Raw genomic sequence first — 24,632 nt, forward strand, 5'->3', positions numbered from 1 at the left:
TGAAAAAGCTATAAATTATAGTTGCTATAGGTGCATTGGCTAAAGTAATGACAAAATGTTATAATTTAGTGACTGTTAAATTTCCTTATTTTATACTTGAACCATACAGTATAGTGGGGAGGTTATCATATTAGTTAACAAAGTGTAGGTGATGCTATGAAGCGACTAGATTCCACTACTTTAAAAGCTTTAAATGTAGCGCTATCAGCAGGTTTTTCTTTGCTAGTATCTATTTTAGGATGTATAGCAATAGGACGCGGCATAGATTATCTATTTGATGTATCGCCGTGGGGGACTCTGATAGGAGGCATTATAGGAGGCTTAGGAGGCTTATACTCTCTTTACTTGAGAGTTGTTTCCTGAAAGGGGATAGAGCATGGCGGATTTTGTGGAATTTTTAAAGCGTATGACAGCCTATTTATTTTTCACAACAATTAGCATTATGTTATTGCTAGAAGTTTTGGATTATGAACAGTACATCCTAGGTTGGCTTTGGGGATGTGGCATTAATTTTTTATACTTGCTTGTTTTAGGGCTGTGGATTTATCGAGTTCGTCATAAGGATATTCGCGTTATAGAAAAAGCAACCAAGGCGGGATCTGCAGTGCGGCTTACCTTAGTTGCCTTTGGAACCATATTGGCAGCTTTTCTGTTTGATAATTTTCCGTTCGTTGCATATATGTTAGGTCTGTTGGCGTGGCGCCCCTTATCTATCATAGAACGAATTCGGTATAACATGCAGAATGGCTGGAATAGTTTAATTTAGTGCATATTCGTAAATTTAGATAAATAGTAGCTAAAATTCGTGAAAGGAGGTGAACCTTATGGAGTTACATACCGGTAACCATACCGTTGTTCACATGTGGGGAATGGCATTTAATATGGATACCCTATATATGACATGGCTTGTATTTGGTATTCTTATTGTCATTGCCTTTTTTGCTACACGACAAGTTAACATGGTTCCCACAGGAGTTCAGAATGTTGTGGAATTTATATTAGAAGCTATTGGCAACCAGTTGAAGGGACCTTTAGGTAAGCACTTTAATAAGGTAAGTTCGCTACTATTTACGTTCTTTTTCTTTATCTTAGTAAGTAATGAATTGGGATTAATACCAAGCCCACATATCTTGGTATCGCCTACTAATGATTTGAATACGACGTTAGGACTGGCACTAGCTAGTTCATTTAGTATTTGGGTTATTGGGGCACGTATCAAAGGGCCTGCTTACTTCAAGCACTTTTTTCAACCGTTTGCCGTTTTCGTAATTTTCCATCTTATGGAAGAGATTTCTAAACCGATTACGCTTAGTTTCCGTCTTTTTGGCAACATTGTAGCCGGTGAAATTGTGTTGGAATTGTTAAATGGATTGGCACCATATTTAACACCGATTATCTGGATTGTATTTAGTCTTTTTGTTGGTGTTATTCAAGCCTTTGTATTTACTATTTTAGTAACATCCTACTTAGGGATGGCGGTTTCAGAAGAACATTAATCACCATAGTTTTACAATCTAATTAAGTAGATATTAGATAGTATTAAATTACATTTTTAGGAGGAATTTTATTATGGAAAAAGCAATCTTATTGTCAGTGAGTGTATTCAGTGCTTGTTTAGTAGCTGGTTTAGCCGCATTGGCAGCTGCCTTCGGTGATGCTTTGGCAGTTCGTAAAGCATTTGAAGGGATGACTCGTCAACCTGAGATGGCTGGTAAGATCATGACTAATTTATTTATTTCCATCGGTTTGATTGAATCTATTCCAATCATTGCAACAGTTATTGCCATCGTTCTTGTATTCACGGATGTAGTTATTGGTAAACTATAATTAGATGATTTTTAAATTGAACGAATACAACAAGGCAAGTTATAATTCCAAGTTTAAGAGGGGGTTACGCCGTTGGTAGAAATAAACGGTACATTGCTGGTTCAATTTATCAATTTCTTTATTTTAGTGGCGATTTTAGCGAAATTTGCGTTTAAACCTTTAGTTGGCGTTATGGAAGCACGACGCAAAAAGATTGAAGGCGATTTAGCGAATGCTCAAGCTACATTAGATTCAGCAGAAGCGACTCGTAAAGAATATGAAGCGCAATTAGCAAATGCTCGTAAAGAAGCACAAGCTATTGTTGAAAAAGCAGCTCAGTTAGCAGAGCGTAATACGCAAGCTCAAATTAAGGAATTAAAAGAACAGCTAGTACGTGAAAAAGAAGAAGCTCGTAATGAAATTGCCCGTGAACAAGCCAAAGCATTAGAAAAAATGCGTGAAGACATGGTTACCTTGTCGGTAGCTATTGCTGGCAAACTTGTGGCTAAAAATATGGATAGTCAAGCTAATGTGGAACTTGTAAAAGAAGCAATTGCTAAGCTTGACAGTAAAGCATTAGGGTGATTGGTATGAGCGTAAACATTGTAACAGATAAATACAGTACCGCTATCTTTGAATTGGCGCAGGAACAGCAAATCCTTGAACAAATGGAAACGGATCTTTCCTACGTAAAAGAAGTTATGGATACGCAACCTGGACTAGGCACATTGTTGTTGTACCCTGCCCTAGAAGCACAAGCCAAATGTGATATATTGACTAAAATTTTTGGTCAAGCAATTCATAAAATGGCGTTAAATACCTTGTATATCATGGTGAAACGAGGGCGTATACGGTATATTCAGGCTACCATTGCAGAGTTTATTAATAAAGCACGGGAAGCCCGTGGTATATTTGCAGCCACCGTTACAGTGAGTCAAGCTATGCCAGAAGAAGTATATACACAGTTGGCAGATAAATTAAAAGCAATTACGGGTAAGCAATATGTTTTTACCATTAAAGTAGATCCTACGATTGTGGGTGGGTTAATTATCCAAATTGGCGATACACGCATTGATGCCAGTGTATTGCGTCGTATGGATGATTTGAAGAAGCATTTGCTTAAATCCGATACAACAGAGATTGGGGTGAATGGTTAAGTATGAAAATGAAGCCTGAAGAAATTACTGCCATAATTAAACAGCAGATTCAGGACTACGATGTGGAACTTAACGTTGATGATGTGGGTACTGTGCTTGAAGTAGGCGATGGTATTGCACATATTTACGGTCTTGAAAAGGCCATGGCAGGTGAATTGTTAGAATTACCTCATGGTGTATATGGTATGGTACAGAACTTAGAGTTAGACAATGTAGGGGCTGTACTACTAGGTAATGATTTTTTAATTAAAGAAGGCGATCAAGTGCGTCGTACTGGTCGTATCATGCAGGTTCCAGTAGGTGAACAATTGATTGGCCGTGTAGTTAATGCCTTAGGTCAACCAATTGATGGCAAAGGGGCGATTACGCCAGAAGGTCATCGTCCAATTGAATATCCTGCACCTGGTATTGCTGACCGTAAATCTGTATTTGAACCATTACAAACTGGTTTAAAAGCGATTGATGCTATGGTTCCAATTGGTCGTGGTCAACGTGAGTTAATTATCGGTGACCGTGGTACAGGTAAATCTGCGATTGCTATTGATACAATCTTGAATCAAAAAGGGCAAGATGTTATTTGTATTTATGTAGCCATTGGTCAAAAAGAATCTACGGTAGCTCGTGTAGTACAAAAATTACAAGAAGCAGGCGCTATGGACTACACGATTGTAGTATCTGCTGGCGCTTCTGAAGGGGCACCAATGCAGTATATTGCGCCATATGCTGGTGTTGCTATGGGTGAACACTTCATGTATCAAGGTAAACACGTACTTTGCGTATATGATGACTTATCCAAACAAGCGGCCGCATATCGTGCCATGAGTTTATTACTTCGTCGTCCACCAGGACGTGAAGCATATCCTGGTGACGTATTCTATTTACATTCTCGTCTATTAGAACGAGCTGCTAAATTATCTGATGAATTAGGTGGCGGTTCCATTACAGCGTTGCCAATTATTGAAACGCAAGCTGGTGACGTATCAGCCTATATTCCTACGAACGTAATTTCCATTACGGACGGTCAGATTTTCCTTGGCACAGATATGTTCTATTCTGGTATTCGACCAGCCGTTGACGTTGGTTTATCCGTATCCCGTGTAGGTGGTAGTGCTCAGATTAAAGCGATGAAACAAGTAGCTGGTAAATTACGTCTTGACTTAGCACAGTATCGTGAATTGGCAGCGTTTGCTCAGTTTGGTTCTGACCTTGATAAATCCACAAAAGCACAACTTGATCGTGGTGAACGTTTGACTGAAATGTTGAAACAACCACAGTATTCACCATTGAAGGTAGAAGAGCAGGTTGTATGTTTATATGCAGGGATTAATGGCTATTTTGCCACTATTGAAGTAGCCGATGTGCCAGCATTCCAAACTGAATTATTGCGCTATGTACATGGTAATTATAGTGAAATTCTTACTAACATTGCGTCTTCTAAAAAATTAGATGAAGCAACTGAAGAACTATTGAAAAAAGCAATTCAAGAATGCATTAAAGCTTTTGGCGAATCCCATCACTTAATTACTGAGGAGGCATAGGGTTATGAGTAGTGCACAAGATTTGCGTAAGCGCATCAAAAGTGTGTCTAATACGCAGCAGATTACTAAAGCCATGAAGATGGTAGCGTCTGCTCGATTGCGCCGTGCACAGACCAAAGCCAAATCTACAGAACCATATGCGGAAAAACTAGGTCAGATTCTTACTAATGTAGCAAGTACATTAGATAGTGAAGTATTAGCCGCCTATCCACTGATGCAGGTGAGAGAAGTTAATCGCACGTGTTATATCTTGGTTGGTGCTGATAAAGGCTTAGCTGGTGCATATACTAGTAATTTGATTAAATTCTTTTTGCAAGCTACCGAAGGTAAAGATGCAAATAATTTTGAAACTATTACAGTAGGCCGTAAAGCAACGGAATTCTTGCAATATCATCATTATGATCTTGCTCACTCCCATGTAGGCTTTTCAGATAAACCTGAATATAGCCATGCCCGTCAAATCGTACAAGAAGCGACGAATCTATTCTTAGAAGGCACTGTGGATGAAGTAGTTTTGATTTATACACACTTTGTTAATTCTTTAACACAGACTGTGCAAAGTCTTAAATTACTCCCTATTGAAACAGAAGCACATGAGGATGGCGCATTAAATGATTTATATATTTATGAGCCAAATGTAGAAACCATTTACGATCAATTGTTACCTAAATATTTAGAAATTACTATGTATAATGCATTATTGCAGGCTTCTGCTAGTGAGCTTGGTGCTCGTATGACGGCTATGACGTCCGCAACCGATAATGCAGGTGAATTAATTAGTACATTGAATTTGGAATACAATAAACTACGCCAAGCTGGCATTACAAACGAAATTTCGGAAATTGTGGGCGGCGCGAATGCCTTGCAATAGGGTAACGACAAAGGAGGAGAGACCTCTTAAATGAGTAATAATATAGGTAAAGTTGTACAGGTTATTGGACCAGTAGTTGACGTTCTTTTTACGGCAGGGAACTTACCAGCTATTTACAACGCAATTCATATTAAAAAGACAAGCGACTCCGGTAAAGAAGAAGTGATTGTAGTTGAAGTTATGCAACACTTAGGGGACGACACAGTTCGTGCCGTTGCTATGAGCTCTACCGATGGCCTTACTCGCGGTATGGAAGCAGTCGATACAGGTGCTGCTATCTCTGTACCAGTTGGTGATGGCGTGCTTGGCCGTATCTTTAACGTGCTTGGTGAGACTGTTGACCATGATGATACACCAGTTAAGTCTGAGGAAATGTGGCCAATTCACCGTCCAGCACCTAAATTTGATGATTTAGCACCAGAAACAACAATTCTTGAAACTGGTATTAAAGTAGTTGACTTGATTGCACCTTATGTAAAAGGTGGTAAAATTGGTTTGTTCGGTGGTGCCGGTGTAGGTAAAACCGTATTAATCATGGAATTAATCCATAATATCGCTACAGAACATGGTGGTTATTCTGTTTTCTCCGGTGTAGGGGAACGTACTCGTGAAGGGAATGACCTTTGGAATGAAATGAAGGAATCTGGCGTTATTTCTAAGACTGCCTTAGTATATGGTCAGATGAATGAGCCACCAGGAGCTCGTATGCGTGTAGCGTTAACTGGTTTGACTATGGCAGAATACTTCCGTGACGTGCAGAAACAGGACGTATTGTTATTCGTAGATAACATTTTCCGTTTCATTCAGGCCGGTTCTGAAGTATCCGCATTGTTAGGTCGTATGCCATCTGCCGTAGGGTATCAGCCAACTTTGGCAAATGACGTAGGGGCCCTTCAAGAACGTATTACGTCTACTAAAGAAGGTTCCATTACATCTGTACAAGCAGTATATGTACCAGCCGATGACTTGACTGACCCAGCGCCAGCAGCTACATTCGCGCATTTGGATGCTACGACTGTATTATCTCGTTCTATTGCAGAAATCGGGATTTATCCAGCGGTGGATCCATTGGATTCAACGAGTCGTATTCTTGACCCATTAGTATTAGGGGAAGAACATTATAAAATAGCTCGTGGTGTACAGGAAGTATTACAGAAATACAAAGATTTGCAAGATATTATTGCTATTCTTGGTATGGAAGAATTGTCTGAAGAAGATAAATTAACAGTAGCACGTGCTCGTAAGATTCAACGTTTCCTCAGCCAACCATTCTTCGTAGCTGAAGTATTTACTGGTTCGCCAGGGAAATATGTGCCATTAAAAGAAACCTTACGTGGTTTTAAAGAAATTTTGGAAGGTAAACACGATAATTTACCAGAAAATGCATTCTATATGGTCGGCACGATTGATGAAGCGGTTGAAAAAGGAAAGGAATTGTTGGAGAAGGGGGAATAATTCATGAGTAGTGGTAAAACTATGCATTTGAATATTATCACCCCAGATGCGACAGTCTATTCTGGTGACGTTAGTTTTGTAGTAGCCCGTACAGAAATTGGTGATTTAGGGATTCTACCACGTCATGCTAATTTAGTAGCTGCTTTAGAAATTGCACCTTTGCGCATTGATACGGTAGAAGGTAAAAAAATATTTTTAGCTAACTTTGGTGGTTTTTTAGAAATTAAAGATAATGAAATCACTGTTGTGACGCCAAATTGTGAATTGCCGGAAGATATTGATGTAGAACGTGCTAAACGAGCTAAAGCACGGGCGGAAGAACGCTTGCAAAGTAAAAGCGAAGAAATAGATTTCCAACGTGCCCAATTAGCCCTAAAACGCTCCTTATTACGTTTAGATATTAAAAATAAAGTAGGCTAATTAAAGTTTGTTAATTAGTTTAATACTTTGTTTAGACTGTAATAGGTAAGAATGTATTCAAAAGTTGCTTATATAATTTCTCTTAGAATTTATATAAGCAACTTTTTTTGTTATATCTGGAGTGGACAAGTTTATAGTTCTTCTTTGTGGTTTGTTATAGTTTGAGACTATAGCAAATGGGGAATTTAATTATACTTGATTATTAAATTTCCTAGAGTATGTATAGGATTAAGGTTGGTTGCATTCAGAATAAGAGGTAGATAGTGGTAGATTAAGTAATGCTAGGAAAGTCCATTTGTAATGGACTGCCTTAAAAACTGTGTTGACAGTTTTTTTGTCCACTGGTATAGTAATCACATCGATACAACAACAATATGACATCGATAGCAGACAAATACAGAATTGACGATGAAGAGATAAGTATTCGTATGGCGTTGGCACAGAGAGTCCCGGTAGGTGGAAGGGGATGCAAAAGATTGCGAGGAAAATGGTCTTGGAGTATCCGAGGTGGAATGCGTAAGCTTTAGTCTCGGCGGATGCAACCGTTACAATGCCACAGTATAATCTTATTGATAAATAAGACGTACTGGTTGAGGGGTAAACTGTGAAGTTTAGCTAAATCAAGGTGGTAACACGTTTTTGACGTCCTTGTTCACGATTGTGAATAGAGGATGTTTTTTTATACCTGTATTTGTGGCTTTAGACGGAACAAAAGAGGTGAGAGACCTTTTGCAAACGTCAAATTTTATGGGATGAAAGTAGTGCTTGAGAAAAAAGAGAGAATTAGGGGATTGAGAAAGTAGAGAGTTTAGAGAAAACAGAGAGTTGAGGTATAGGGGGAGGCGAGATAGTAAATGCCCATTACAGTAGTCAAAGATTTGCCGGCTATTGCTAGGTTGGCAGAAGAAAACATATTTGTCATGGATACGGTAAGAGCTGAATCGCAAGATATTCGACCGCTACAAATTTTAATTGTGAATTTGATGCCTACTAAGGAAATTACAGAAACACAAATTTTAAGAGCCTTAAGCAATACGCCGTTGCAGCTAGATATTACCTTACTTCACATGGTGACACATAAAGCAGCGCATACGTCAGAAGATCATTTAATTTCTTTTTATCGGACCTTTGATGAAATTAAAGAGCAATTCTTTGATGGTATGATTATTACGGGAGCACCTATTGAGTTAATGCCTTTTGAAGAAGTTAATTATTGGCACGAACTAACACGGATTATGGCGTGGAGTGAAGATCATGTATACTCTACCCTATATATTTGTTGGGGGGCGCAAGCGGGTTTGTATTATCACTTTGGTATTGATAAGAGTGTATTACCAACTAAATTATTTGGTGTTTTTGAAAATGATGTATTGAATACACAGCCTATGTTATTACGTGGTATGGATGAAGTGTTTTATATGCCTCATTCTAGGCATACGACAGTATCCATCGATGAAATTAGGGCGAATAAACAGTTGGAAATTTTAGCGGCTTCAGATAAAGCGGGGGCTGCTATTGTACGAAGTTTAGATAATAAACATATTTTTGTCTTTGGACATTCTGAGTACGATAGGGATACATTGCAGCGCGAATATGAACGAGATATTGGCTTAGGCTTAGGGATAACGGTTCCTGAAAACTATTATCCTGATGATGATCCTACTAAAGAACCCATTGTGCGTTGGCGTTCCACTGGTACTTTATTATTTACCAATTGGCTTAATTATTATGTGTACCAAGAAACACCGTATATTATTGAGCAAATAAAGAAGATGAAGCGACAAAGACTTCATCGCGATTAAGTTAAGGCTAATTCGAAATTAGAAATTAAAACAAAATAAAAAATAAAATAAAAAATAAAATAAAAAATAAAATAAAATAAAATAAATGCCTTCAATGATAGCTTAGCTGGAGAGGTATAAGAAGTATTTGAGAAAAGAGGGAAGTCGGCGTGAGAAACCGACGGAAACACTAACGGAGAGAAAAAGGAGAGATTTATTATGAGCAACAACAAACAGTACAAATTCGAAACAATTCAATTACATGAAGGTCAAGTTGTTGATGAGACAGGGGCTCGTGCAGTACCTATCCATCAAACTACAAGTTATGTCTTTAAAGATGCTCAGCAAGCAGCTGACCGCTTTGCTCTACGTGATCCAGGCGCTATTTATTCTCGCCTTGGTACACCAACGAATGATGTGCTTGAAAAACGTGTAGCTGCTTTAGAAGGTGGGGCTGGCGCTTTATCAGTAGGTTCTGGTTCAGCGGCGATTACCTATGCTATTCAAAATGTGGCTGGTACAGGGGACAACATTATTGCAGCCTCTACTTTATATGGTGGTACTTATAATCTATTTAGTGCAACCTTGCCACGCTTTGGCATTACCACTAAGTTTGTTGATCCTGATGATTTAGCTGGATATGAAGCAGCTATTGATGAGAATACTAAAGCTATTTATATTGAATCGATTGGTAATCCTAATATTAATCTAATTGACATTCAAGCAGTAGCTGATATTGCACATAAACATGGCATTATTCTTATTGTAGACAATACCTTTGGTACACCTTATTTAATTCGTCCTATTGAACATGGTGCTGATGTGGTGGTTCACTCTGCCACTAAATTCCTAGGCGGTCATGGTACAACTATTGCTGGGGTTATTGTAGAAAGTGGTACTTTTGATTATAAAGCGAGTGGTCGTTATCCTGATTTTGTAGCTGGGGATGTACATTATAATGGCCTTGTATATGGTGATTTACCAATTCCGTTTACTGTGAAGGTACGTGCTCAATTGCTTCGTGATACAGGGGCCACATTAACACCATTAGCAGCGTGGTTAATTCTTCAAGGGATTGAAACATTATCGCTCCGTGTAGAACGACATGTAGCCAATACGCGCAAAATTATTGATTTCCTTGTTAATCATCCGAAAGTAGCTTGGGTTAATTATCCTGAATTAAAGGATAGTAAGTATAAAGCATTGGCTGATAAATACTATCCAAAAGGAGTTGGCTCTATTTTTACCTTTGGCATTAAAGGTGGTAAAGCGGAAGGCATTAAATTTGTAGATGAACTTCAGATTTTCTCTAATTTGGCAAATGTAGGGGATGCTAAATCCTTAGTCATTCACCCATCCAGTACAACTCATGCACAGCTTAATGAAGAGGAACAAAAAGCGGCAGGGGTAACGCCAGACATGATTCGTATTTCTGTAGGGATTGAAAATGTGGAGGACTTAATCGATGACTTGGCACAAGCTTTGGAACACGTATAAAGAGATAAAAACTATTAAGAATCCATATGCATATACAGAGTATTGGTGGTATTAATTAATAGATTGATAAAAGGCTGTAACAACATGGGGATACTATCCTTAGGTTGTTACAGCCTTTTTAATAGGCAATATTTAATTATACTTTTTTTCTAATCGGCATTTCTAAGAGGCAAAAATCTACATCTTGATTACCGTCATAAAGGGTAGTATCTAATAGGCAGGTATCGATACTTCCGCCAGCTAATTCATAGCCTTCTTGAGTGAGCCAGTCGTACAAGTATTCTATGTGTTTTGTTTCATAAGGCATGCCATATTTATAAAGACAAGCATATAGTCCGGCGGGCAAAGTGGCGGTACGCAGTTGCGGCAAATCCATAAGGGGGACGAAGATACAACTGCCGGCCCCTTCTAAGGGTTGGCCTTTGATTATGCTGTCTTTTGGGAAATATGAACCGAAGCCAGCGGACGGTAGTAGTTGTCCTTTAAATAATTCGTGCCATAAATTGACCAGTGTTAAACTTAAGTTTTCGCGACTAATCGGTTTAATATATTCTTTGTAAATAATTTGATGTTCACTTCGTTTAGTTATGAACGGCGTATGTACAGATTGACTTGTTACTTCGCGAGCATCTTCCAGTAAATTAATTTGTTGGCTTATACGCTGTTCAATAATTTGTAAATTAGCAATTTCTTCGGCTATATGAGTTCGATGTTTTTGTAGTAAAGCTAGTGTATTGTCTAATTTATTATCCTGCACACAATCAGCAATATCTTTTAAACTAATGCCCAAGTTTTTTTAAAAAGTCAATTTTTCTCATAAAGGGAATTTGCTGTTTGCTATAGTAGCGAAAGCCACGATTATTAGTATATATTGGCTTAAAAAGGCCAATCTTATCATAATGGATTAAGGTTTGTCGGCTCATGCCGTGTAGTTTAGCCATTTCACTGATCGAAATTAACTCTTTCATAATACGCTCCAACAGTAATTTTGATAGTTTTTATCATGAACTTAGTGTAAGTATAATACTATATTATACTACTGTATGATAGGTATACAGCAAATAGAAGGAAGATAGTCTTTTAGAAAGATAGACTTGACTTGGAGTCTACTTCAAGTATTACAATAGATAACAAATAGATGTTGAAATGAAGTCAGTTTAAAATAGGCATAAGGAGATGATATAGTGACAATTAAAGAAGTAGCCGAGCAATTTGATATTACAACAGATACATTGCGGTATTATGAACGCATTGGTTTAATTCCCGCCGTACCACGCACCGCATCAGGGATTCGTGATTTTGATGAAATTACAGTAAAATGGCTTGAATTTGTCCTCTGTTTTAAAAAAGCCGGAGTTCCATTAGAGAGCATTGTTGAATATGTTAAATTGGCTATTGAAGGGGATCATACCCAAGAAGCTCGGCGCGATATTTTGGTGGAAACGAGGGAACAGTTATTAGAAAAATTCCACGAAATTCAAGAATGTTTGAAAGTATTAGATTATAAAATTGATGTTGTATATAAAGACTGCAATCAAGCAACGGCTAAATTAGTGGATGATTGGAAAGCAACACAGGAAAATGAATAAAACTTTATTCTGTTGATAAAAAATAGCGGGATAGTATAAAAGAAAACAGGCGCAACCTTTTTTATTACTATGTATAAGATACATTAAGTAAGTACATAAAGATTGCGCCTGTTTTTTAGTTTTGTATCTTAGTCTTTAACAAGAACTTTGGTGATTTCACCAACATACATATCGTGGAAATCACGTTCAGGATAAGTGTCTTCCATCACCTTTTTGTCAATGAAACCTTCTTCAATAATAGGGGCTCTATAAATTTTGCGGCAAACAAGCACTAAATCTGCCTCGCCGAAATAGGTATGGTCGCCGTCAAATACAGGTGTCAAACCGGCTTTAGCAACTTTATCTTCGTCACGGCCTGAGTGAGTCCCTAAGTAAGCTAACTCCCGTTTATATTCTTTCGTAAAGAATGAGAGGGTAAACTCGCCTTCACGGTCAATGAATTCTTTGGTGTATCGTTGCGGACGCACATATACAATGGCTGTAGGTAAGCCGTTATTATGAGCCCAAAGCGCGCCTAGATGCCCCCAACTAGCGGTCATAGTATTATATCCGCGTTCTTCATTACCAGCTGTAATTAATAACCAGTCTTTGGCAATTAATGTCATAGGATTTAAGTTTAATTCACTTACTGCTATTTCTTTCATAGTTGATGTCCTTTCTTAATTTACTTTGTTTAATTATATATTGATTAATAAGAATGAGTTGTATATAGCTTGACAGAACGAGGTTGTAGTTTACGGCATATATTGGAAAAAATGTCTGATTGGGGTACCAATTTAATTGAAGAACGTCGTAAAGATGGTGAAACCATTCAAATTCTTGTTCCAGATGATACAGGTTTTAGAACCAAGGATTAATAAAAATTTGTTAGTTCGGATCCTTTGTGCTGGGAAGCATTGTAATAGGATTTAAACTAATAAGAAAAACGTAAAACAAAAAAATGAAAAAAAGAAAAAATGAAAAAAGACAGTCCCTTGAAACGACCATTGCTACATGTTAGCTCTGGGCGTAAAAGGGACTGTCTTGTCTTTTATGTGTCAGTGCATTAAAAGACTTATTTCAATTCTTTCAACAACACTTTTAAATATTCATAGATATGTTCTACTGATGGTAAATGTAACCGTTCTTGAGGGGTATGGGCATGGGTAATTGTTGGGCCAAAACTAATCATCTGTGTTTTAGGCATAACAGCTTTTAAGAGACCACATTCAAGGCCTGCATGAATGGCGGTTACAGTTGGTTTTTCACCAGTTACTTTTTCATAAATGGCAGTAGCTTGTTCTTCTAATGGGCTACCTGGTTCATATTCCCATGCTGGATAAGCGCCAGCAATTTTGACAGGTAAACCAAGGGTGCTAGCTAATAATTGGATTTTCTTTGTTAAGAAATCTAAGGAGCTAGCTGATAAGCTACGAATGGAAATGAGCAAATGAATATTATGCTCCAATTCTTCTACAATGGCTACATTGTTACTTGTTTCTACTAATCCTTTTAAGGAATGATTCATAGCGAATACACCATTAGGTGCTAAGTATAAGAAGGTTAATAAGGATTCTGCTGTATCACCACCGTATACAGTGTCTGGTAAGTCTGCATCACTAATGAGAATATCGATATTTTCATCCTGTGGTGTATACTCACTGCGATAGGATTTTATTTTAGATTGAATCCAAGCCATTACTGGTTTAACATCGGCTTCTTTTAATAAAATAGTAGCGGAACCTACACGAGGAATGGCATTGTGTTTAGTGCCACCAGTGAAGGAGGCTAATTGGAAGTTGTATTGACCAGCTAATTCATAAAGTAGACGACCAAGAATTTGATTGCCATTAGCTCGTTCTTTATGAATTTCAATGCCAGAGTGGCCCCCTAAAAAGCCGTTAAGGGTTAATTTGAGTGCTTTAGTGAATTGGGAATCGCGATTATCTCGTAAACGTGGAATTTCTACATCTACACGGCAACCACCGGCACAACTAACAACAAATTCGCCTTCTACTTCAGTATCAATGTTTAATAAATATTGACCGTGAGTTTGTCCTTCTTTGATTGCTAGGGCCCCGTCCATACCAGTTTCTTCTGCTGTTGTGAAAAGACATTCTAATGGGCCGTGAGCAATGCTATCAGAGTCTAAAATGGCTAAGGACATAGCGACAGCAATACCATTATCAGCGCCTAAGGTTGTTTCATTGGCATGAAGCCATTCACCATCGACGATATATTCAATCGGATCTTTTGTAAAGTCGTGGGTAGAGGTTTCACTTTTTTCACAAACCATATCCATATGGCCTTGAAGGATTACACTTGGGCGATCTTCGTAGCCTGGTGTTGCTGGTTTACGAATAATTACATTGTACGCCTCGTCTTGATTCACTTCGAGTTGACGGTCTTTGGCAAATTGTGCGAGCCAATCACTAACCGCTTTTTCGTTGCCGGAGCCGCGAGGGATTTGATTCATAGCTTTAAAAAATTCTAATACTTTTGTTGCACTCATAGTTACACCTCGTTTTTTAAATAGGGTTAACAATTTGTTTTACAATATTTTCATACTTTAATAGTATCATATTTACGAGAATTTGTAATAAAAATCTTGCATAGTTTATATGATAGCGCTAGGAGAAAAATCCTCTCTTTCCATAGCCAGTAGGAAGTAATCTTTGTTATAATAGATATGAAAAAACTGTAAACATAGAGGAGGTTACGCTATGGTCTATGACAAAAAAATTGTTGTCATTGGAACTGGAGGTACTATTGCAGGACAAAGTTCGGCTGCCGAAGATTTAACGGGCTATCAGGCTGGTGAATTGAGTATTGACCAAGTATTAGCAACAGTACCTGGTGTAGAAGGCTATGGGCCTTTTGAAAGCCATCAACTGTGTAATATAGATAGTTCTGATATGACAATTGCTATATGGTCGGAGCTCTCACGCAAGGTGCAGACTTATGTGGAACGAGATGATGTGGCTGCTGTGGTAATTACTCATGGCACTGACACATTAGAAGAAGGGGCGTATTTTCTACATTTGACAGTACGGACGGAGAAGCCCATTGTTATGGTGGGGGCTATGCGCCCCGCCACTGCCATTAGTGCAGACGGACCTTTAAATTTATTGCAAGCTGTGCAGGTTGCCCGTTCATCTCAAGCACAAGGACAGGGCGTGCTTGTTACTTTAAATGGGACGATTAATTGTGCTCGTGATGTAGTGAAGCAACATACAACCGATGTCGATGCTTTTGGTAATGCCTTTTTTGGTCATTTAGGTTTTGTGCAAGCTGGGGAGGCTCATTTTTATTATCAGTCATTGCGTACACATACCTTACACAGTGAATTTGCCCCACTAACTGCGGAGCCTTTACCTAAAGTAGTATTACTTACTTTGTATGGTGGTGTAGATCCAGAGTTAATTCACTATGTACTACAAGGAAAGCCCCGCGGGTTGGTAATCGCAGGGCTTGGTCATGGCATTTTGCCTAAAAAAATTCAGCAAATTGTAGAACACAGTGATATTCCTATTGTTCGAGCTTCACGCACGGGTAGTGGCATGGTATCAGCCATGGCAAGTGATAGTCGGGATGGCTTTATTGTGAGCGATACCTTAACACCATCGAAAGCGCGTTTATTATTGATGTTAGGTTTGACGAAAACCTCAGATCGAAAGCAGTTACAACGTTATTTTCACGAATATTAATTCTTGCTTGTTATTGATTTATAAGAGCACGTTCATGCTCAGCTTTCCGTTCAATGTTCTCAAAAGCCCGTGCCATAGCGAGACGCACGCATTTGGCTAAGGTGTCGCCAAAGAGCGAATAGGTGCCAGAGTCAGTTAATACATCCCCATTGGTATCGATAGTAAGAATGACACCATCAGTAGCCGTACCAGTGGCATAGGCACCACTAATTAGACTTTTAATTTCTGCGTCTCTAAAGGCTGCACTTTTAGCTTCTGTAATGGTAATCAAAGCTTTGGTTAAAGCACCATCAGTAAGGGCTTTGTTGGTGAACACTAGTAAATTGATGGTGCCCGGTTGATGGAATTCACCATCTTTTTCTTCGTAGTAGAAGCCATCTCCGGCACAGTGAGCAGTAGCTTCAAAGCCGGCGGTTGCAATCGTTTCAACAATTACATCGCCTGCCGTTACTTGGGCATAGACATGAAATTCCATAGTGGCACTGGTAATAAGGCCCGTGCAAAAGTTTAAGGGATAATCTTCTTGCTCAAATTCAGCGCTTAAATAGCCTGCCGCAGAACCGCCAGGTAATTCCTTTTCTGTATTCACAAAGAAGGGTAAATTTTGATTGCGAATGGCCATTATGTGATGAAGGCCACCGTTTAATGGTCCTGTGCTGAGGCTATAACGAACTTCGTCAAAAGCGACAACAATGGACGTATTATTTACGGTTACTTGACCACCAACCGCTAAGTGCGCAGGCACTTGGTAAGGGTTATTAACAGGATGTTTAGTCATAGGAACTCCGATTCATGATACATTCGTATAGATAGTATATACTGAGGTATGCATACATTTTAAATGCAAGTAAAAGGGCTTTTTGTTAGCCTATTAATATATCTTAGCATATTGTTATCATATATGCTTTTTTAGTTTTTGTCATCATTGTTTTATGTTAATTCTGTGTAAGTGTCATCCTTGATGGGGCTTATATGGGGAGAGAGGAGTTTGTATGTTATTAGCTAGTGCAACAACTGAGTCTGTATCGACTACGGTAAAAACACAAGTGGCAGATAGTGTAAGTTATTTAGATAAATTGATAGACTTTTTTTTAGACCATGGTCCTAGTATCATTGTCGCTATTCTTATATTTTTAGTGGGTATGTATATTGCACGTTTTATTCGTGATGTGGCGATGCGCATGATGACACGTGCTAATTATGACCACACAGTTATTTCCTTTGTAAGCCAAATTATTTACTATGGAATTCTAGCGATTGTTTTATTAACAGCTTTAAACTCGGCAGGGTTCCCAACAAATTCGTTATTGGCCGCCTTTGGTGCCTTTGGTTTAGCCATTGGCCTTTCTTTACAAAACAATCTATCAAACTTTGCATCGGGTTTATTAATTCTGATTTTTAAGCCATTTAAAGCAGGGGACTTTATTACAGTAGGGGAAATTTCAGGGACAGTACGAAGCATTCAATTTATGAATACTACGATTATGACTAAGGAAATGCGTACTGTATTTATTCCTAATTCTATGTTAACGTCTCAGCAAGTTACTAATAGTACATATTATGAAACGAGAGTGGTTCCTTTTGTCTTTGACATAGGCTATAATAACAACCACCATCAAGCAATTGAAGTGATTAAAGAAATTATGCAAAATGATGAGCGCATAGTAAACCGAGAAACTGTTGAGATTGGTATTAGTGAATTTGGAGAGAACTCCGTTCGCATTTCTGCATATCCTGTTGTAAAAAATGGTGATTATATGGCTGTTTTTTATGACACTATGTCATCGGTGAAAGATCGCTTTGATGAAGAAGGTATTGATATTCCATATCCACAACGAGTAGTGCATGTGCAGCGCAGTGGGATGGATGAAGGGGCTAAGCCTTTAGGTGATATGAGTCAGTATATGAAATAAGGATTTAATAGCATGAAGTGTTGTAAAAAAATTGTGTGGCCTATGTTAGTAGGTTTACTTGTGAGTAGTTTTAGTATGACTGAAGTGCCAGTATTGGCGGCCACTACATCGGCTAACGATGTAGTGGTGAGTAATGCGTTGCCAGTACCTTCCTTTGCAGCTGAAGCGGCAGTATTAATTGAAGCTGAAACGGGGCGGGTTTTAGTTTCTCATAATGCTAATAAACGCCTTCATCCAGCGAGTACGACTAAAATGGTGACTTTATTGACGGCGTTAAAGCATCAAGGTACACGCCTTGATGAGTTGGCAACTATTAGCCCTTATGCAGCGTCTATGGAGGAATCTAATTTAGGGGTTCGTACGACCGACCAGTTGCCACTACAAGCGGTGGCTGAAGGTATGATGGTAGCCAGTGGCAACGATGCGGCAGTAGTGGTAGCGGAGAATGTAAGTGGCTCTGTATATCGCTTTTCGTTGGCTATGAACGAAATGGCTAAAGAAGCAGGGGCGACGAATAGTTATTTCTTAAATCCTCATGGTTTAACTGAAATGGGGCATTATTCGACGGCTATGGATTTAGCTAAAATAGCGGCGTATGGTATGCGCATGCCTATGTTCCGTGACTTTGTGGGCGATGATTTTTATAAGGTGCCTTATGAAAATAGATCGCCACAATGGGTGAGAACAACGAATCATTTCATTCGTAGCAAATATGCTGGTGCTAATGGTTTAAAAACTGGATATACAGAGGCCGCTGGAGAATGTTTGATTGCTTCAGCGACTCGTGATGGCCGTACATTAATCGTTGTATTGTTAAATGACGATAATCGTTGGGTTGATGCGCCAGCTTTATTAGACTATGGCTTTGCTGTATTGAATAGTAATAAGTAATGTGATAAATAATAAGTGAGGAGATAAGAGGAGTTTAGTTTGGAACTAACAAAGACAAAAAGTGCGTTTTTTGCGTTCTTACGGCGATTGCGCTTTATTCGTCGTTGGGGCCTTATGCGTAATACGGAAGTAGAAAATAATCAAGAACATAGTTTAGATGTAGCCTTTATTGCTCATAATTTAGGCTTGTTACATAATTTAAAAGGTGGCCAAGTCGATGTGAATCGGTTGGCCGTATTGGCTATGTATCATGATGTAAGTGAGATTTTTACTGGTGATATGCCTACGCCTATTAAGTATTTTCACCCTACGTTACGTGAATTATATGGTGAGGTGGAACGATTGGCGCAGGAAAAAATTCTCCATACATTACCCCCAGAATTACAAGCTGCTTATGAACCTATGCTATTAGGTAAAATGAGTGATGAAGAGGCTAAGTTATTAAAAGCGGCTGATACTTTGGCGGCCTTTATGAAATGTGCCATAGAGAAGCAGGCTGGCAATGGGGAGTTTAATGAGGCTTATGAGAGTATATTAAAAAAGCTCCACGCCATGGAGTTACCAGCAGTGGAGCAATTTTTAGATTTATATATGGAGCCATTAACAGCGTCCTTAGATACTTTGAATTATTCTTCTTTAGAAGATTGAATGCTTTGAATCCCTTCGGAAGACGGCGTGTTGTTGCTACTTGGGGAAGACGATGTGTTTTCCATAATGTGAGCATTGCGTAGTAAAGTAGCCTTGCCGCGCCAAGCAAAAGCCCTGTGACCAAAGGCTGCCTTAAAGGTTCTATTAGTCAAAGGTTCTAATTCCGATGCACTCACATAGGGTTCAATGTGACGGAATTCAGGAATTGGGGTTGTGGGAAGGTCTCGATTATGAGGACACACTTCTTGACAAATATCGCAGCCCCAGATTAGGGGAGAACGGCGTAGAATCGTTAGTTCTTCGTTGGTTAGTTCGCCTTTCTTTTGGGTAAGATAACTTTTGCAAGTTTCATAGCCAAAATCGGAACGTCCCAGTGATTGGCCAGGGCAAGCTCTAACACAACTATTGCAACTCATGCAGGCTCCTTCCATAGGTGTATCAGCCGGTAGGGGGCAAGTAGTGAGTAAGGTGCCGATAGAGGTGTAACTCCCCCAAGTAGGATGGATAAGAGCTCGATTTCTACCAAATACACCAAGACCTGCTAGATAGGCCATATAACGGTCGGCTAAGGGGGAGGTGTCGCAGTGGATTTCAAATTCTACTGTTTCATCTAGTGCTTGCAAAGCTTTGCCAAATCGTGTTAAGTAGTCAGGAATGACTAAATGATAGTCAGGGCCCCAAGCATAACGAGGTAGGTTGATTGGTTGCTCAACGGGCATATCCTCAGGCCGTATATAGTAGGGAAAGAGGCACACAATAGCACTTCGAGGTTGAGATAGTTGCGTGTTCCCCGTTAAGCGTTCTTCTAAAGAGCCATTAATAAAAGGGCAAGGATTATCGGTTGCGATAAATTGAGTGGCTTCTTTGGGTAAGGGCCAAGGGGCAATCCCAAAAGCCGGAATATTTAATTGTTTTGCTATTTTATTCAAATCGTTTCGTGTTATCATAATAAAGTTATTATTACAAATTTCGTGAAAAAAAGCGATACTTATTTTACAGGTATAGATGTAGGAGGCTCATCATGTTGATGTATCGGCAATTATTGCAACCGAAAACGGTAGCAGAAGCCTATGATTTGGCGATGAAATATCGTTTTATGCCACTTCTGGCTGGCGGTGCTTGGATTGGCTTAGGTAGTTGGCGCTGGCCTATGGTTATTGATATGTCTGGTTTAGGACTCGATTATATTCGTGAAAACGATACCTATTTTGCTATTGGTGCTATGGCGACTCAAGGTGATGTGGAGCGATTTGAGCCATTTCAGACCTTTGGCAATGGCGTGTTACCTAAGGTTGTGCATTCCGTACTAGGTGTACAATTTCGTAATATGGCTACGATGGGTGGTTCTGTAGCGGCTCGGTTTGGTTTTTCTGATATTATTCCTTCGTTATTAGCGTTACAGGCAGACGTAGTCTTATATAAGCATGGGATTATGAGCTTAACTGAGTTCTTGGCGTTGCGGGAGCGTGATGTGTTAGTCGAAATTCGTATTCCTAAAACAAAAGCCATTATAGCGGCTGAAAATTTACGTAAATCTGTGTCTGATTTTCCGTATTTAACGGGGGCTTTGCGTAAAGATGAGACGGGTTACCACCTATATATTGGCTGTCGGCCGGCGGTGGCAAGAGAAGCCGTCCAGGCAGGCGAGATTTTAACAGCTAAAGGGACGGCTGGTTTAACTGAGGCTATGGAAGCAGCTGCTAGGGAAATTCCGTTTCAAACTAATTCACATGCGTCGTCTAGTTATCGCCAAGCGATGACAAAAGTAATAGTGAAACGCTTGGTGCAGGAGGTAGAGCAGTGGACGTAAAATTAACTGTTAATGGGAAAGTTTTAGAAACTACGATTGAAGCCGATGAAATGTTATTGACTACATTGCGCAAGCAAGGCTATTTCAGCATGCGCCGTGGTTGCGATACTATGAACTGTGGTCTTTGCACAGTGTGGCTTGATGGAAATACAATTTTGTCATGTTCCTATCCTACATTTCGGGCTCATGGCCATGAAGTAATCACATTAGAAGGATTGGCGGATGAAGCGGCTTTGTTAGCAGATTGTTTAGCTGCTGAAGGGGCCGATCAATGTGGCTATTGCACTACGGGCATGATGATGAGTGCCATGGCTTTGCGCCGTAAAAATCCCAATCCTACAGATGAGGAAATTAAAGACTTTTTAGTGGGAAATTTATGTCGTTGTACTGGTTATGAATCTCATTTACGTGGTATTCGACGCTATTTAGCGGAGGTGGAAGCATGAGGGAGCAACAACAGCGAAAGCATGTAGGTAAATCCTATAAAAAAGTAGACGCCAGTACGATTTTAAGTGGTCGTCCTGCGTATACGGAAGATTTTATTCCCCCTCATGCGTTAGTTATTAAAATTTTACGTAGTCCTTATGCAATGGCTAAAATCATTGATATTGATTTAAAATCTGCTTTGCGTATACCTGGGGTAGAGGCTATTTTTACATATAAAGATGTGCCTAAGACACGCTTTACTTTGGCAGGGCAAAGCTATCCAGAGCCATCGGCGTATGATTCGTTAATTCTTGATCAATATGTGCGCTATGTAGGGGATGCCGTAGCTATTGTAGTAGCTAAAGATGAAAAAACAGCCTTTCAAGCTATGCAGGTCATTCATGTAAAATACGATGTGATGGAGCCTGTATTAGATATTCATACAGCGTTAGATCATCCTACGGTAGTTCATCCAGAAGATGATTTGCATTATAATTTGCCGGTAGGGGGCGACCCAAAACGAAACTTAGCATGCTCCTATAGTCGTGTAGCTGGCGATTTAGAAGGCGAGTTAGCTAACTGTGACTATGTGGTAGAAGAAACTTATTTTGACCAAGCGACATTGCAAACAGCGATGGAAACGTTTAGAACATTTTGTACTATCGATCAGTTTGGTCGTTTAGTGTGTACTAGTTCGACGCAAATTCCGTTCCATGTAAGACGTCACATTGCACGTGCTTTGGAAATTCCGGCCACTAAAATTCGCGTTATTAAACCGCGTATTGGCGGAGGCTTTGGTTCTAAGCAAACCGCGTGTACAGAGCTGTATTGTGCCTTTGTAACTTGGACTTTGAAGAAGCCCGCTGTATTAGTGTATAGCCGTCATGAGGCAAGCAATTGCTCAACCAGTCGTCATGCCCGTGAGTGGAAGGTGCGTTTAGGGGCTACTAAGGATGGCATTATTCAAGTGATTGACATGGTAGCAACATCTGATGCGGGTGCTTATGGCACGCATGCGTTTACTACTTTTACAGCTGGCGAACATAAGTCAGTGCCTTTGTATAATAAAGGCAAAGCCGTGCGCTATGAGTCCAATATTGTGTACACAAACCATATGGCAGGGGGGGCTTTCCGTGGTTATGGCGCAACCGAAGCTCTTTGGCCATTAGAATGTGCTGTTACTAAGTTGGCTAAAGCTATGGATATGGATGAGAGTGAATTACGCTTAAAAAATTTGATTGGCGTAGGCGAAACTTCCTTAGTTTATGAGCCTGATGAAATATTGGAATCTGGTCTATTAAAAGAAGCCATTGCAAAAGCTAAAAAAATGGCTCGCTGGGATGAACGACCTCATAGTTGGCAAATTGATGAAACCCATCGGGGTGGACTAGGTATGGCGTTGGCTTTCCAAGGTTCTGGAGTAGCTAAAATTGATACAGCCTCGGTAGAAATAAAGTTACAAGATGATGGCTATTATACGTTATACACTGGCTCTACCGATATGGGGACGGGTGCTAATACCGTATTGTTACAGATGGCCTGTGAAGTGTTAGGCTGTCCGTTAGATCATATGACCTGTTATGAAGCGGATACAGATGTTGTGCCTTTTGATCCAGGCTCTTATGCATCGAGTACTACTTATGTAACAGGCACAGCGGCTAAATTGGCAGCTGAAGATTTAAAAGCCAAATTAATTCGTACCTTTGCTACTTATTTAGAGGTGCCTGAAGAAGATATTGAATTTGATGGCGTTATGGCAAATACAAAAGATGGTAGTAAAACGATGACTACTAAAGAATTAGCGCCTAAATTAATGGTTAGTTTAGGTCATAAGCCAGAACAATTAGTAGGATTTGCTACTTGGGGTAGCCATACATCACCACCACCATTTATGGTAGGGATTGCTGAAGTGAGTGTAGATATGGAAACGGGCCAAGTGACGCCGCTTGATTTTTATGCGGTCGTTGACTGTGGTACCATCGTAAATCCAGCGTTAGCAAGAGTTCAAGCAGAGGGTGGTATAGTACAAGGTATTGGTATGGCTTTGACAGAGGACATACGATATTCCTCGCGTGGTGTCTTAGAGACTAATAACTTTATGAGTTATAAAATACCAACTCGTCGTGATATAGGTCGTATTCATGTAGATTTTGTAGAATCTCATGAGCCAACGGGGGCTTTTGGGGTTAAATCCATTGGTGAAGTAGTTATTAATACTTCTTGTCCGGCGATTCAAGGCGCTATTTTAAATGCCTGTGGTGCGGAATTAACAACATTACCTATGAATTCAGAAAAGGTATTTCAGGCTTTGATGGCGAAAGAGTAAAGGGTAGGTATTTAATTTCGAGCAGAACTGTAGGCTCGCACTGAGGAGGAATAGCCATGACGATGCAAGCAAAACATTGGAGTTCGTTGATTCAACCAGGCATTACAGCCATTGTAGGGGCTGGTGGTAAAACAACGGTACTCGCTAAATTGGTAGAATATGGTGGGTTACAAGGGCAACCAACATTAGTGACGACTACGACAAAATTATATGAGTCACAAGTGGCTTTGTGGAATCCTTATTATGGTACTGATTTTAATGAGGCTGAAGAGGCCTGTCATAAAGCTATGCATCGAGGTCGCTGTGCTGCTTGGTTTAGTGGCATAGAAGGGACAAAGGTGACTTCCTTATCTGCGAATGCCATTGATGAAATGCATATGGTTCATCCTAAGTGGCAGATTTTAGTTGAGGCTGATGGGGCGAAAGAAAAATGGTTGAAAGCACCTAAAACATCTGAGCCAGTGATTCCTGCTAAAACGACTACTACCATTGGGGTTGTAAATTTACAGATGCTAGGGACACAACTTACGGAAGAGCATGTGCATAATTTAGAAGGGGTTTCTGCCATTATGGAACGCCCAGAAGGCGCAGTTGTTACGCCTTCTATGTTGGCTCGCTTAGTGCTTCATCCAGAAGGTTTATTCCAATATAGCCGCGGTCGCCGTATATTATTCTGTACTGGTTACGATACGGTGCAGCATCGCATTATTGATGACTTTTTAGACCGCTTAGCTGATAGTAAATTGGCTATGGTAGTATTAGCTGATGGTTATAAAGCAAGTTGTGAAATTGCCCGTGTTATTCGTTGGCAATAAGGC

28 protein-coding genes and 1 other annotated feature are annotated in these 24,632 nt (G+C 39.6%); of the genes, 22 read left to right on the forward strand and 6 right to left on the reverse strand.

Annotated features, from left to right (window positions below; translation table 11 throughout):
• Positions 1 to 156: 156 nt before the first annotated feature.
• From NFR27_RS10130 to NFR27_RS00970, 12 genes are all read left to right on the forward strand, one after another.
• Positions 157 to 363, forward strand: a complete 207-nt coding sequence (locus NFR27_RS10130) for an AtpZ/AtpI family protein (protein WP_371875183.1) — start codon at positions 157 to 159, stop codon at positions 361 to 363.
• A 13-nt stretch (positions 364 to 376) separates the two neighbouring features.
• The gene (locus NFR27_RS00920; protein WP_251441554.1) at positions 377 to 766 is read left to right on the forward strand and encodes a hypothetical protein; all 390 of its coding nucleotides are present in this window, start codon (positions 377 to 379) and stop codon (positions 764 to 766) included.
• Positions 767 to 824: 58 nt separating this feature from the next.
• Positions 825 to 1,496 carry a F0F1 ATP synthase subunit A gene (atpB, locus tag NFR27_RS00925; protein ID WP_251441555.1) on the forward strand — a complete coding sequence of 224 codons (672 nt, stop codon included), beginning with the start codon at positions 825 to 827 and terminating at the stop codon, positions 1,494 to 1,496.
• 73 nt (positions 1,497 to 1,569) lie between these two features.
• Positions 1,570 to 1,827 (forward strand): F0F1 ATP synthase subunit C, encoded by a 258-nt coding sequence (gene atpE / locus NFR27_RS00930; RefSeq protein ID WP_115310381.1) that lies wholly within the window; start codon positions 1,570 to 1,572, stop codon positions 1,825 to 1,827.
• Positions 1,828 to 1,899: 72 nt separating this feature from the next.
• Positions 1,900 to 2,391 carry a F0F1 ATP synthase subunit B gene (gene atpF / locus NFR27_RS00935; protein ID WP_251441556.1) on the forward strand — a complete coding sequence of 164 codons (492 nt, stop codon included), beginning with the start codon at positions 1,900 to 1,902 and terminating at the stop codon, positions 2,389 to 2,391.
• Positions 2,392 to 2,396: 5 nt separating this feature from the next.
• A complete protein-coding gene (gene atpH, locus NFR27_RS00940; RefSeq protein ID WP_251441557.1) occupies positions 2,397 to 2,963 on the forward strand; it encodes an ATP synthase F1 subunit delta in 567 nt (188 codons plus the stop codon).
• 2 nt (positions 2,964 to 2,965) lie between these two features.
• Positions 2,966 to 4,501 (forward strand): F0F1 ATP synthase subunit alpha, encoded by a 1,536-nt coding sequence (atpA, locus tag NFR27_RS00945; protein ID WP_251441558.1) that lies wholly within the window; start codon positions 2,966 to 2,968, stop codon positions 4,499 to 4,501.
• Between the two features lie 4 nt (positions 4,502 to 4,505).
• On the forward strand, positions 4,506 to 5,372 hold the full coding sequence (gene atpG / locus NFR27_RS00950; protein WP_251441559.1) for an ATP synthase F1 subunit gamma: 867 nt from the start codon (positions 4,506 to 4,508) through the stop codon (positions 5,370 to 5,372).
• Positions 5,373 to 5,402: 30 nt separating this feature from the next.
• On the forward strand, positions 5,403 to 6,827 hold the full coding sequence (atpD, locus tag NFR27_RS00955) for a F0F1 ATP synthase subunit beta (RefSeq protein WP_251441560.1): 1,425 nt from the start codon (positions 5,403 to 5,405) through the stop codon (positions 6,825 to 6,827).
• Between the two features lie 3 nt (positions 6,828 to 6,830).
• Positions 6,831 to 7,247, forward strand: coding sequence for a F0F1 ATP synthase subunit epsilon (locus tag NFR27_RS00960; protein WP_251441561.1), 417 nt, complete (start codon positions 6,831 to 6,833; stop codon positions 7,245 to 7,247).
• Positions 7,248 to 7,646: 399 nt separating this feature from the next.
• Positions 7,647 to 7,900, forward strand: a binding site (T-box leader).
• Positions 7,901 to 8,101: 201 nt separating this feature from the next.
• On the forward strand, positions 8,102 to 9,049 hold the full coding sequence (gene metA / locus NFR27_RS00965) for a homoserine O-acetyltransferase MetA (RefSeq protein ID WP_251441562.1): 948 nt from the start codon (positions 8,102 to 8,104) through the stop codon (positions 9,047 to 9,049).
• Between the two features lie 198 nt (positions 9,050 to 9,247).
• Complete coding sequence (locus NFR27_RS00970; RefSeq protein ID WP_251441563.1) at positions 9,248 to 10,525, forward strand: O-acetylhomoserine aminocarboxypropyltransferase/cysteine synthase family protein; 1,278 nt, start codon at positions 9,248 to 9,250, stop codon at positions 10,523 to 10,525.
• A 136-nt stretch (positions 10,526 to 10,661) separates the two neighbouring features.
• On the opposite strand, the gene NFR27_RS00975 is transcribed toward NFR27_RS00970, so the two are convergent.
• Both NFR27_RS00975 and NFR27_RS00980 read right to left on the reverse strand, forming a co-directional pair.
• Positions 10,662 to 11,315 carry a MerR family transcriptional regulator gene (locus tag NFR27_RS00975; RefSeq protein ID WP_251441564.1) on the reverse strand — a complete coding sequence of 218 codons (654 nt, stop codon included), beginning with the start codon at positions 11,313 to 11,315 and terminating at the stop codon, positions 10,662 to 10,664.
• A complete protein-coding gene (locus NFR27_RS00980; protein ID WP_251441565.1) occupies positions 11,305 to 11,493 on the reverse strand; it encodes a MerR family DNA-binding transcriptional regulator in 189 nt (62 codons plus the stop codon). The genes NFR27_RS00975 and NFR27_RS00980 overlap by 11 nt, the downstream gene beginning before the upstream one ends.
• Before the next feature lie 216 nt (positions 11,494 to 11,709).
• On the opposite strand from NFR27_RS00980, the gene NFR27_RS00985 reads away from it, so the two are divergent.
• Positions 11,710 to 12,114 (forward strand): MerR family transcriptional regulator, encoded by a 405-nt coding sequence (locus NFR27_RS00985; protein ID WP_251441566.1) that lies wholly within the window; start codon positions 11,710 to 11,712, stop codon positions 12,112 to 12,114.
• A 128-nt stretch (positions 12,115 to 12,242) separates the two neighbouring features.
• Here the strand turns inward: NFR27_RS00985 and NFR27_RS00990 are convergent, their stop codons facing one another.
• Entirely contained in the window at positions 12,243 to 12,758 is a 516-nt protein-coding gene (locus NFR27_RS00990; protein ID WP_251441567.1) for a flavin reductase family protein, read from the reverse strand.
• 69 nt (positions 12,759 to 12,827) lie between these two features.
• Here NFR27_RS00990 and NFR27_RS10080 point away from each other — a divergent pair, with 69 nt between their 5' ends.
• The gene (locus NFR27_RS10080) at positions 12,828 to 12,971 is read left to right on the forward strand and encodes a hypothetical protein (RefSeq protein WP_277612515.1); all 144 of its coding nucleotides are present in this window, start codon (positions 12,828 to 12,830) and stop codon (positions 12,969 to 12,971) included.
• A gap of 197 nt (positions 12,972 to 13,168) precedes the next feature.
• Here the strand turns inward: NFR27_RS10080 and NFR27_RS00995 are convergent, their stop codons facing one another.
• Positions 13,169 to 14,605: an aminoacyl-histidine dipeptidase gene (locus NFR27_RS00995; protein WP_251441568.1), complete on the reverse strand. Its 1,437-nt coding sequence runs from the start codon at positions 14,603 to 14,605 to the stop codon at positions 13,169 to 13,171.
• A 211-nt stretch (positions 14,606 to 14,816) separates the two neighbouring features.
• On the opposite strand from NFR27_RS00995, the gene NFR27_RS01000 reads away from it, so the two are divergent.
• Positions 14,817 to 15,800, forward strand: coding sequence for an asparaginase (locus tag NFR27_RS01000; RefSeq protein WP_251441570.1), 984 nt, complete (start codon positions 14,817 to 14,819; stop codon positions 15,798 to 15,800).
• Positions 15,801 to 15,810: 10 nt separating this feature from the next.
• Here NFR27_RS01000 and NFR27_RS01005 read toward each other — a convergent pair whose 3' ends face one another.
• A complete protein-coding gene (locus NFR27_RS01005; RefSeq protein WP_251441571.1) occupies positions 15,811 to 16,578 on the reverse strand; it encodes an adenosylcobinamide amidohydrolase in 768 nt (255 codons plus the stop codon).
• Between the two features lie 214 nt (positions 16,579 to 16,792).
• Here NFR27_RS01005 and NFR27_RS01010 point away from each other — a divergent pair, with 214 nt between their 5' ends.
• The 3 genes from NFR27_RS01010 to yfbR are packed head-to-tail and all read left to right on the forward strand — an operon-like array spanning position 16,793 to position 19,252.
• Positions 16,793 to 17,713, forward strand: a complete 921-nt coding sequence (locus NFR27_RS01010) for a mechanosensitive ion channel family protein (protein WP_251441572.1) — start codon at positions 16,793 to 16,795, stop codon at positions 17,711 to 17,713.
• A 12-nt stretch (positions 17,714 to 17,725) separates the two neighbouring features.
• Positions 17,726 to 18,604 carry a D-alanyl-D-alanine carboxypeptidase family protein gene (locus NFR27_RS01015; RefSeq protein ID WP_251441573.1) on the forward strand — a complete coding sequence of 293 codons (879 nt, stop codon included), beginning with the start codon at positions 17,726 to 17,728 and terminating at the stop codon, positions 18,602 to 18,604.
• A gap of 39 nt (positions 18,605 to 18,643) precedes the next feature.
• Positions 18,644 to 19,252 (forward strand): 5'-deoxynucleotidase, encoded by a 609-nt coding sequence (gene yfbR / locus NFR27_RS01020; RefSeq protein ID WP_277612516.1) that lies wholly within the window; start codon positions 18,644 to 18,646, stop codon positions 19,250 to 19,252.
• On the opposite strand, the gene NFR27_RS01025 is transcribed toward yfbR, so the two are convergent.
• On the reverse strand, positions 19,231 to 20,199 hold the full coding sequence (locus NFR27_RS01025; RefSeq protein WP_251441574.1) for an epoxyqueuosine reductase: 969 nt from the start codon (positions 20,197 to 20,199) through the stop codon (positions 19,231 to 19,233). The two genes, yfbR and NFR27_RS01025, sit on opposite strands and share 22 nt — an antisense overlap.
• Positions 20,200 to 20,273: 74 nt before the next feature.
• On the opposite strand from NFR27_RS01025, the gene NFR27_RS01030 reads away from it, so the two are divergent.
• Genes NFR27_RS01030 through yqeC form a run of 4 tightly spaced genes read left to right on the forward strand, consistent with a single transcriptional unit; the run spans position 20,274 to position 24,629 of the window.
• A complete protein-coding gene (locus NFR27_RS01030) occupies positions 20,274 to 21,062 on the forward strand; it encodes an FAD binding domain-containing protein (protein ID WP_251441575.1) in 789 nt (262 codons plus the stop codon).
• The gene (locus tag NFR27_RS01035; RefSeq protein ID WP_251441576.1) at positions 21,053 to 21,508 is read left to right on the forward strand and encodes a (2Fe-2S)-binding protein; all 456 of its coding nucleotides are present in this window, start codon (positions 21,053 to 21,055) and stop codon (positions 21,506 to 21,508) included. Before NFR27_RS01030 ends, NFR27_RS01035 begins: the two co-directional genes overlap by 10 nt.
• Positions 21,505 to 23,814 (forward strand): xanthine dehydrogenase family protein molybdopterin-binding subunit, encoded by a 2,310-nt coding sequence (locus NFR27_RS01040; protein WP_251453868.1) that lies wholly within the window; start codon positions 21,505 to 21,507, stop codon positions 23,812 to 23,814. The genes NFR27_RS01035 and NFR27_RS01040 overlap by 4 nt, the downstream gene beginning before the upstream one ends.
• A gap of 56 nt (positions 23,815 to 23,870) precedes the next feature.
• Positions 23,871 to 24,629, forward strand: coding sequence for a selenium cofactor biosynthesis protein YqeC (gene yqeC, locus NFR27_RS01045; protein WP_251441579.1), 759 nt, complete (start codon positions 23,871 to 23,873; stop codon positions 24,627 to 24,629).
• Positions 24,630 to 24,632 lie beyond the last annotated feature (3 nt).

Origin of the sequence: Veillonella intestinalis (assembly GCF_943192895.1) — a bacterium.
GTDB lineage: Bacteria > Bacillota > Negativicutes > Veillonellales > Veillonellaceae > Veillonella_A > Veillonella_A intestinalis.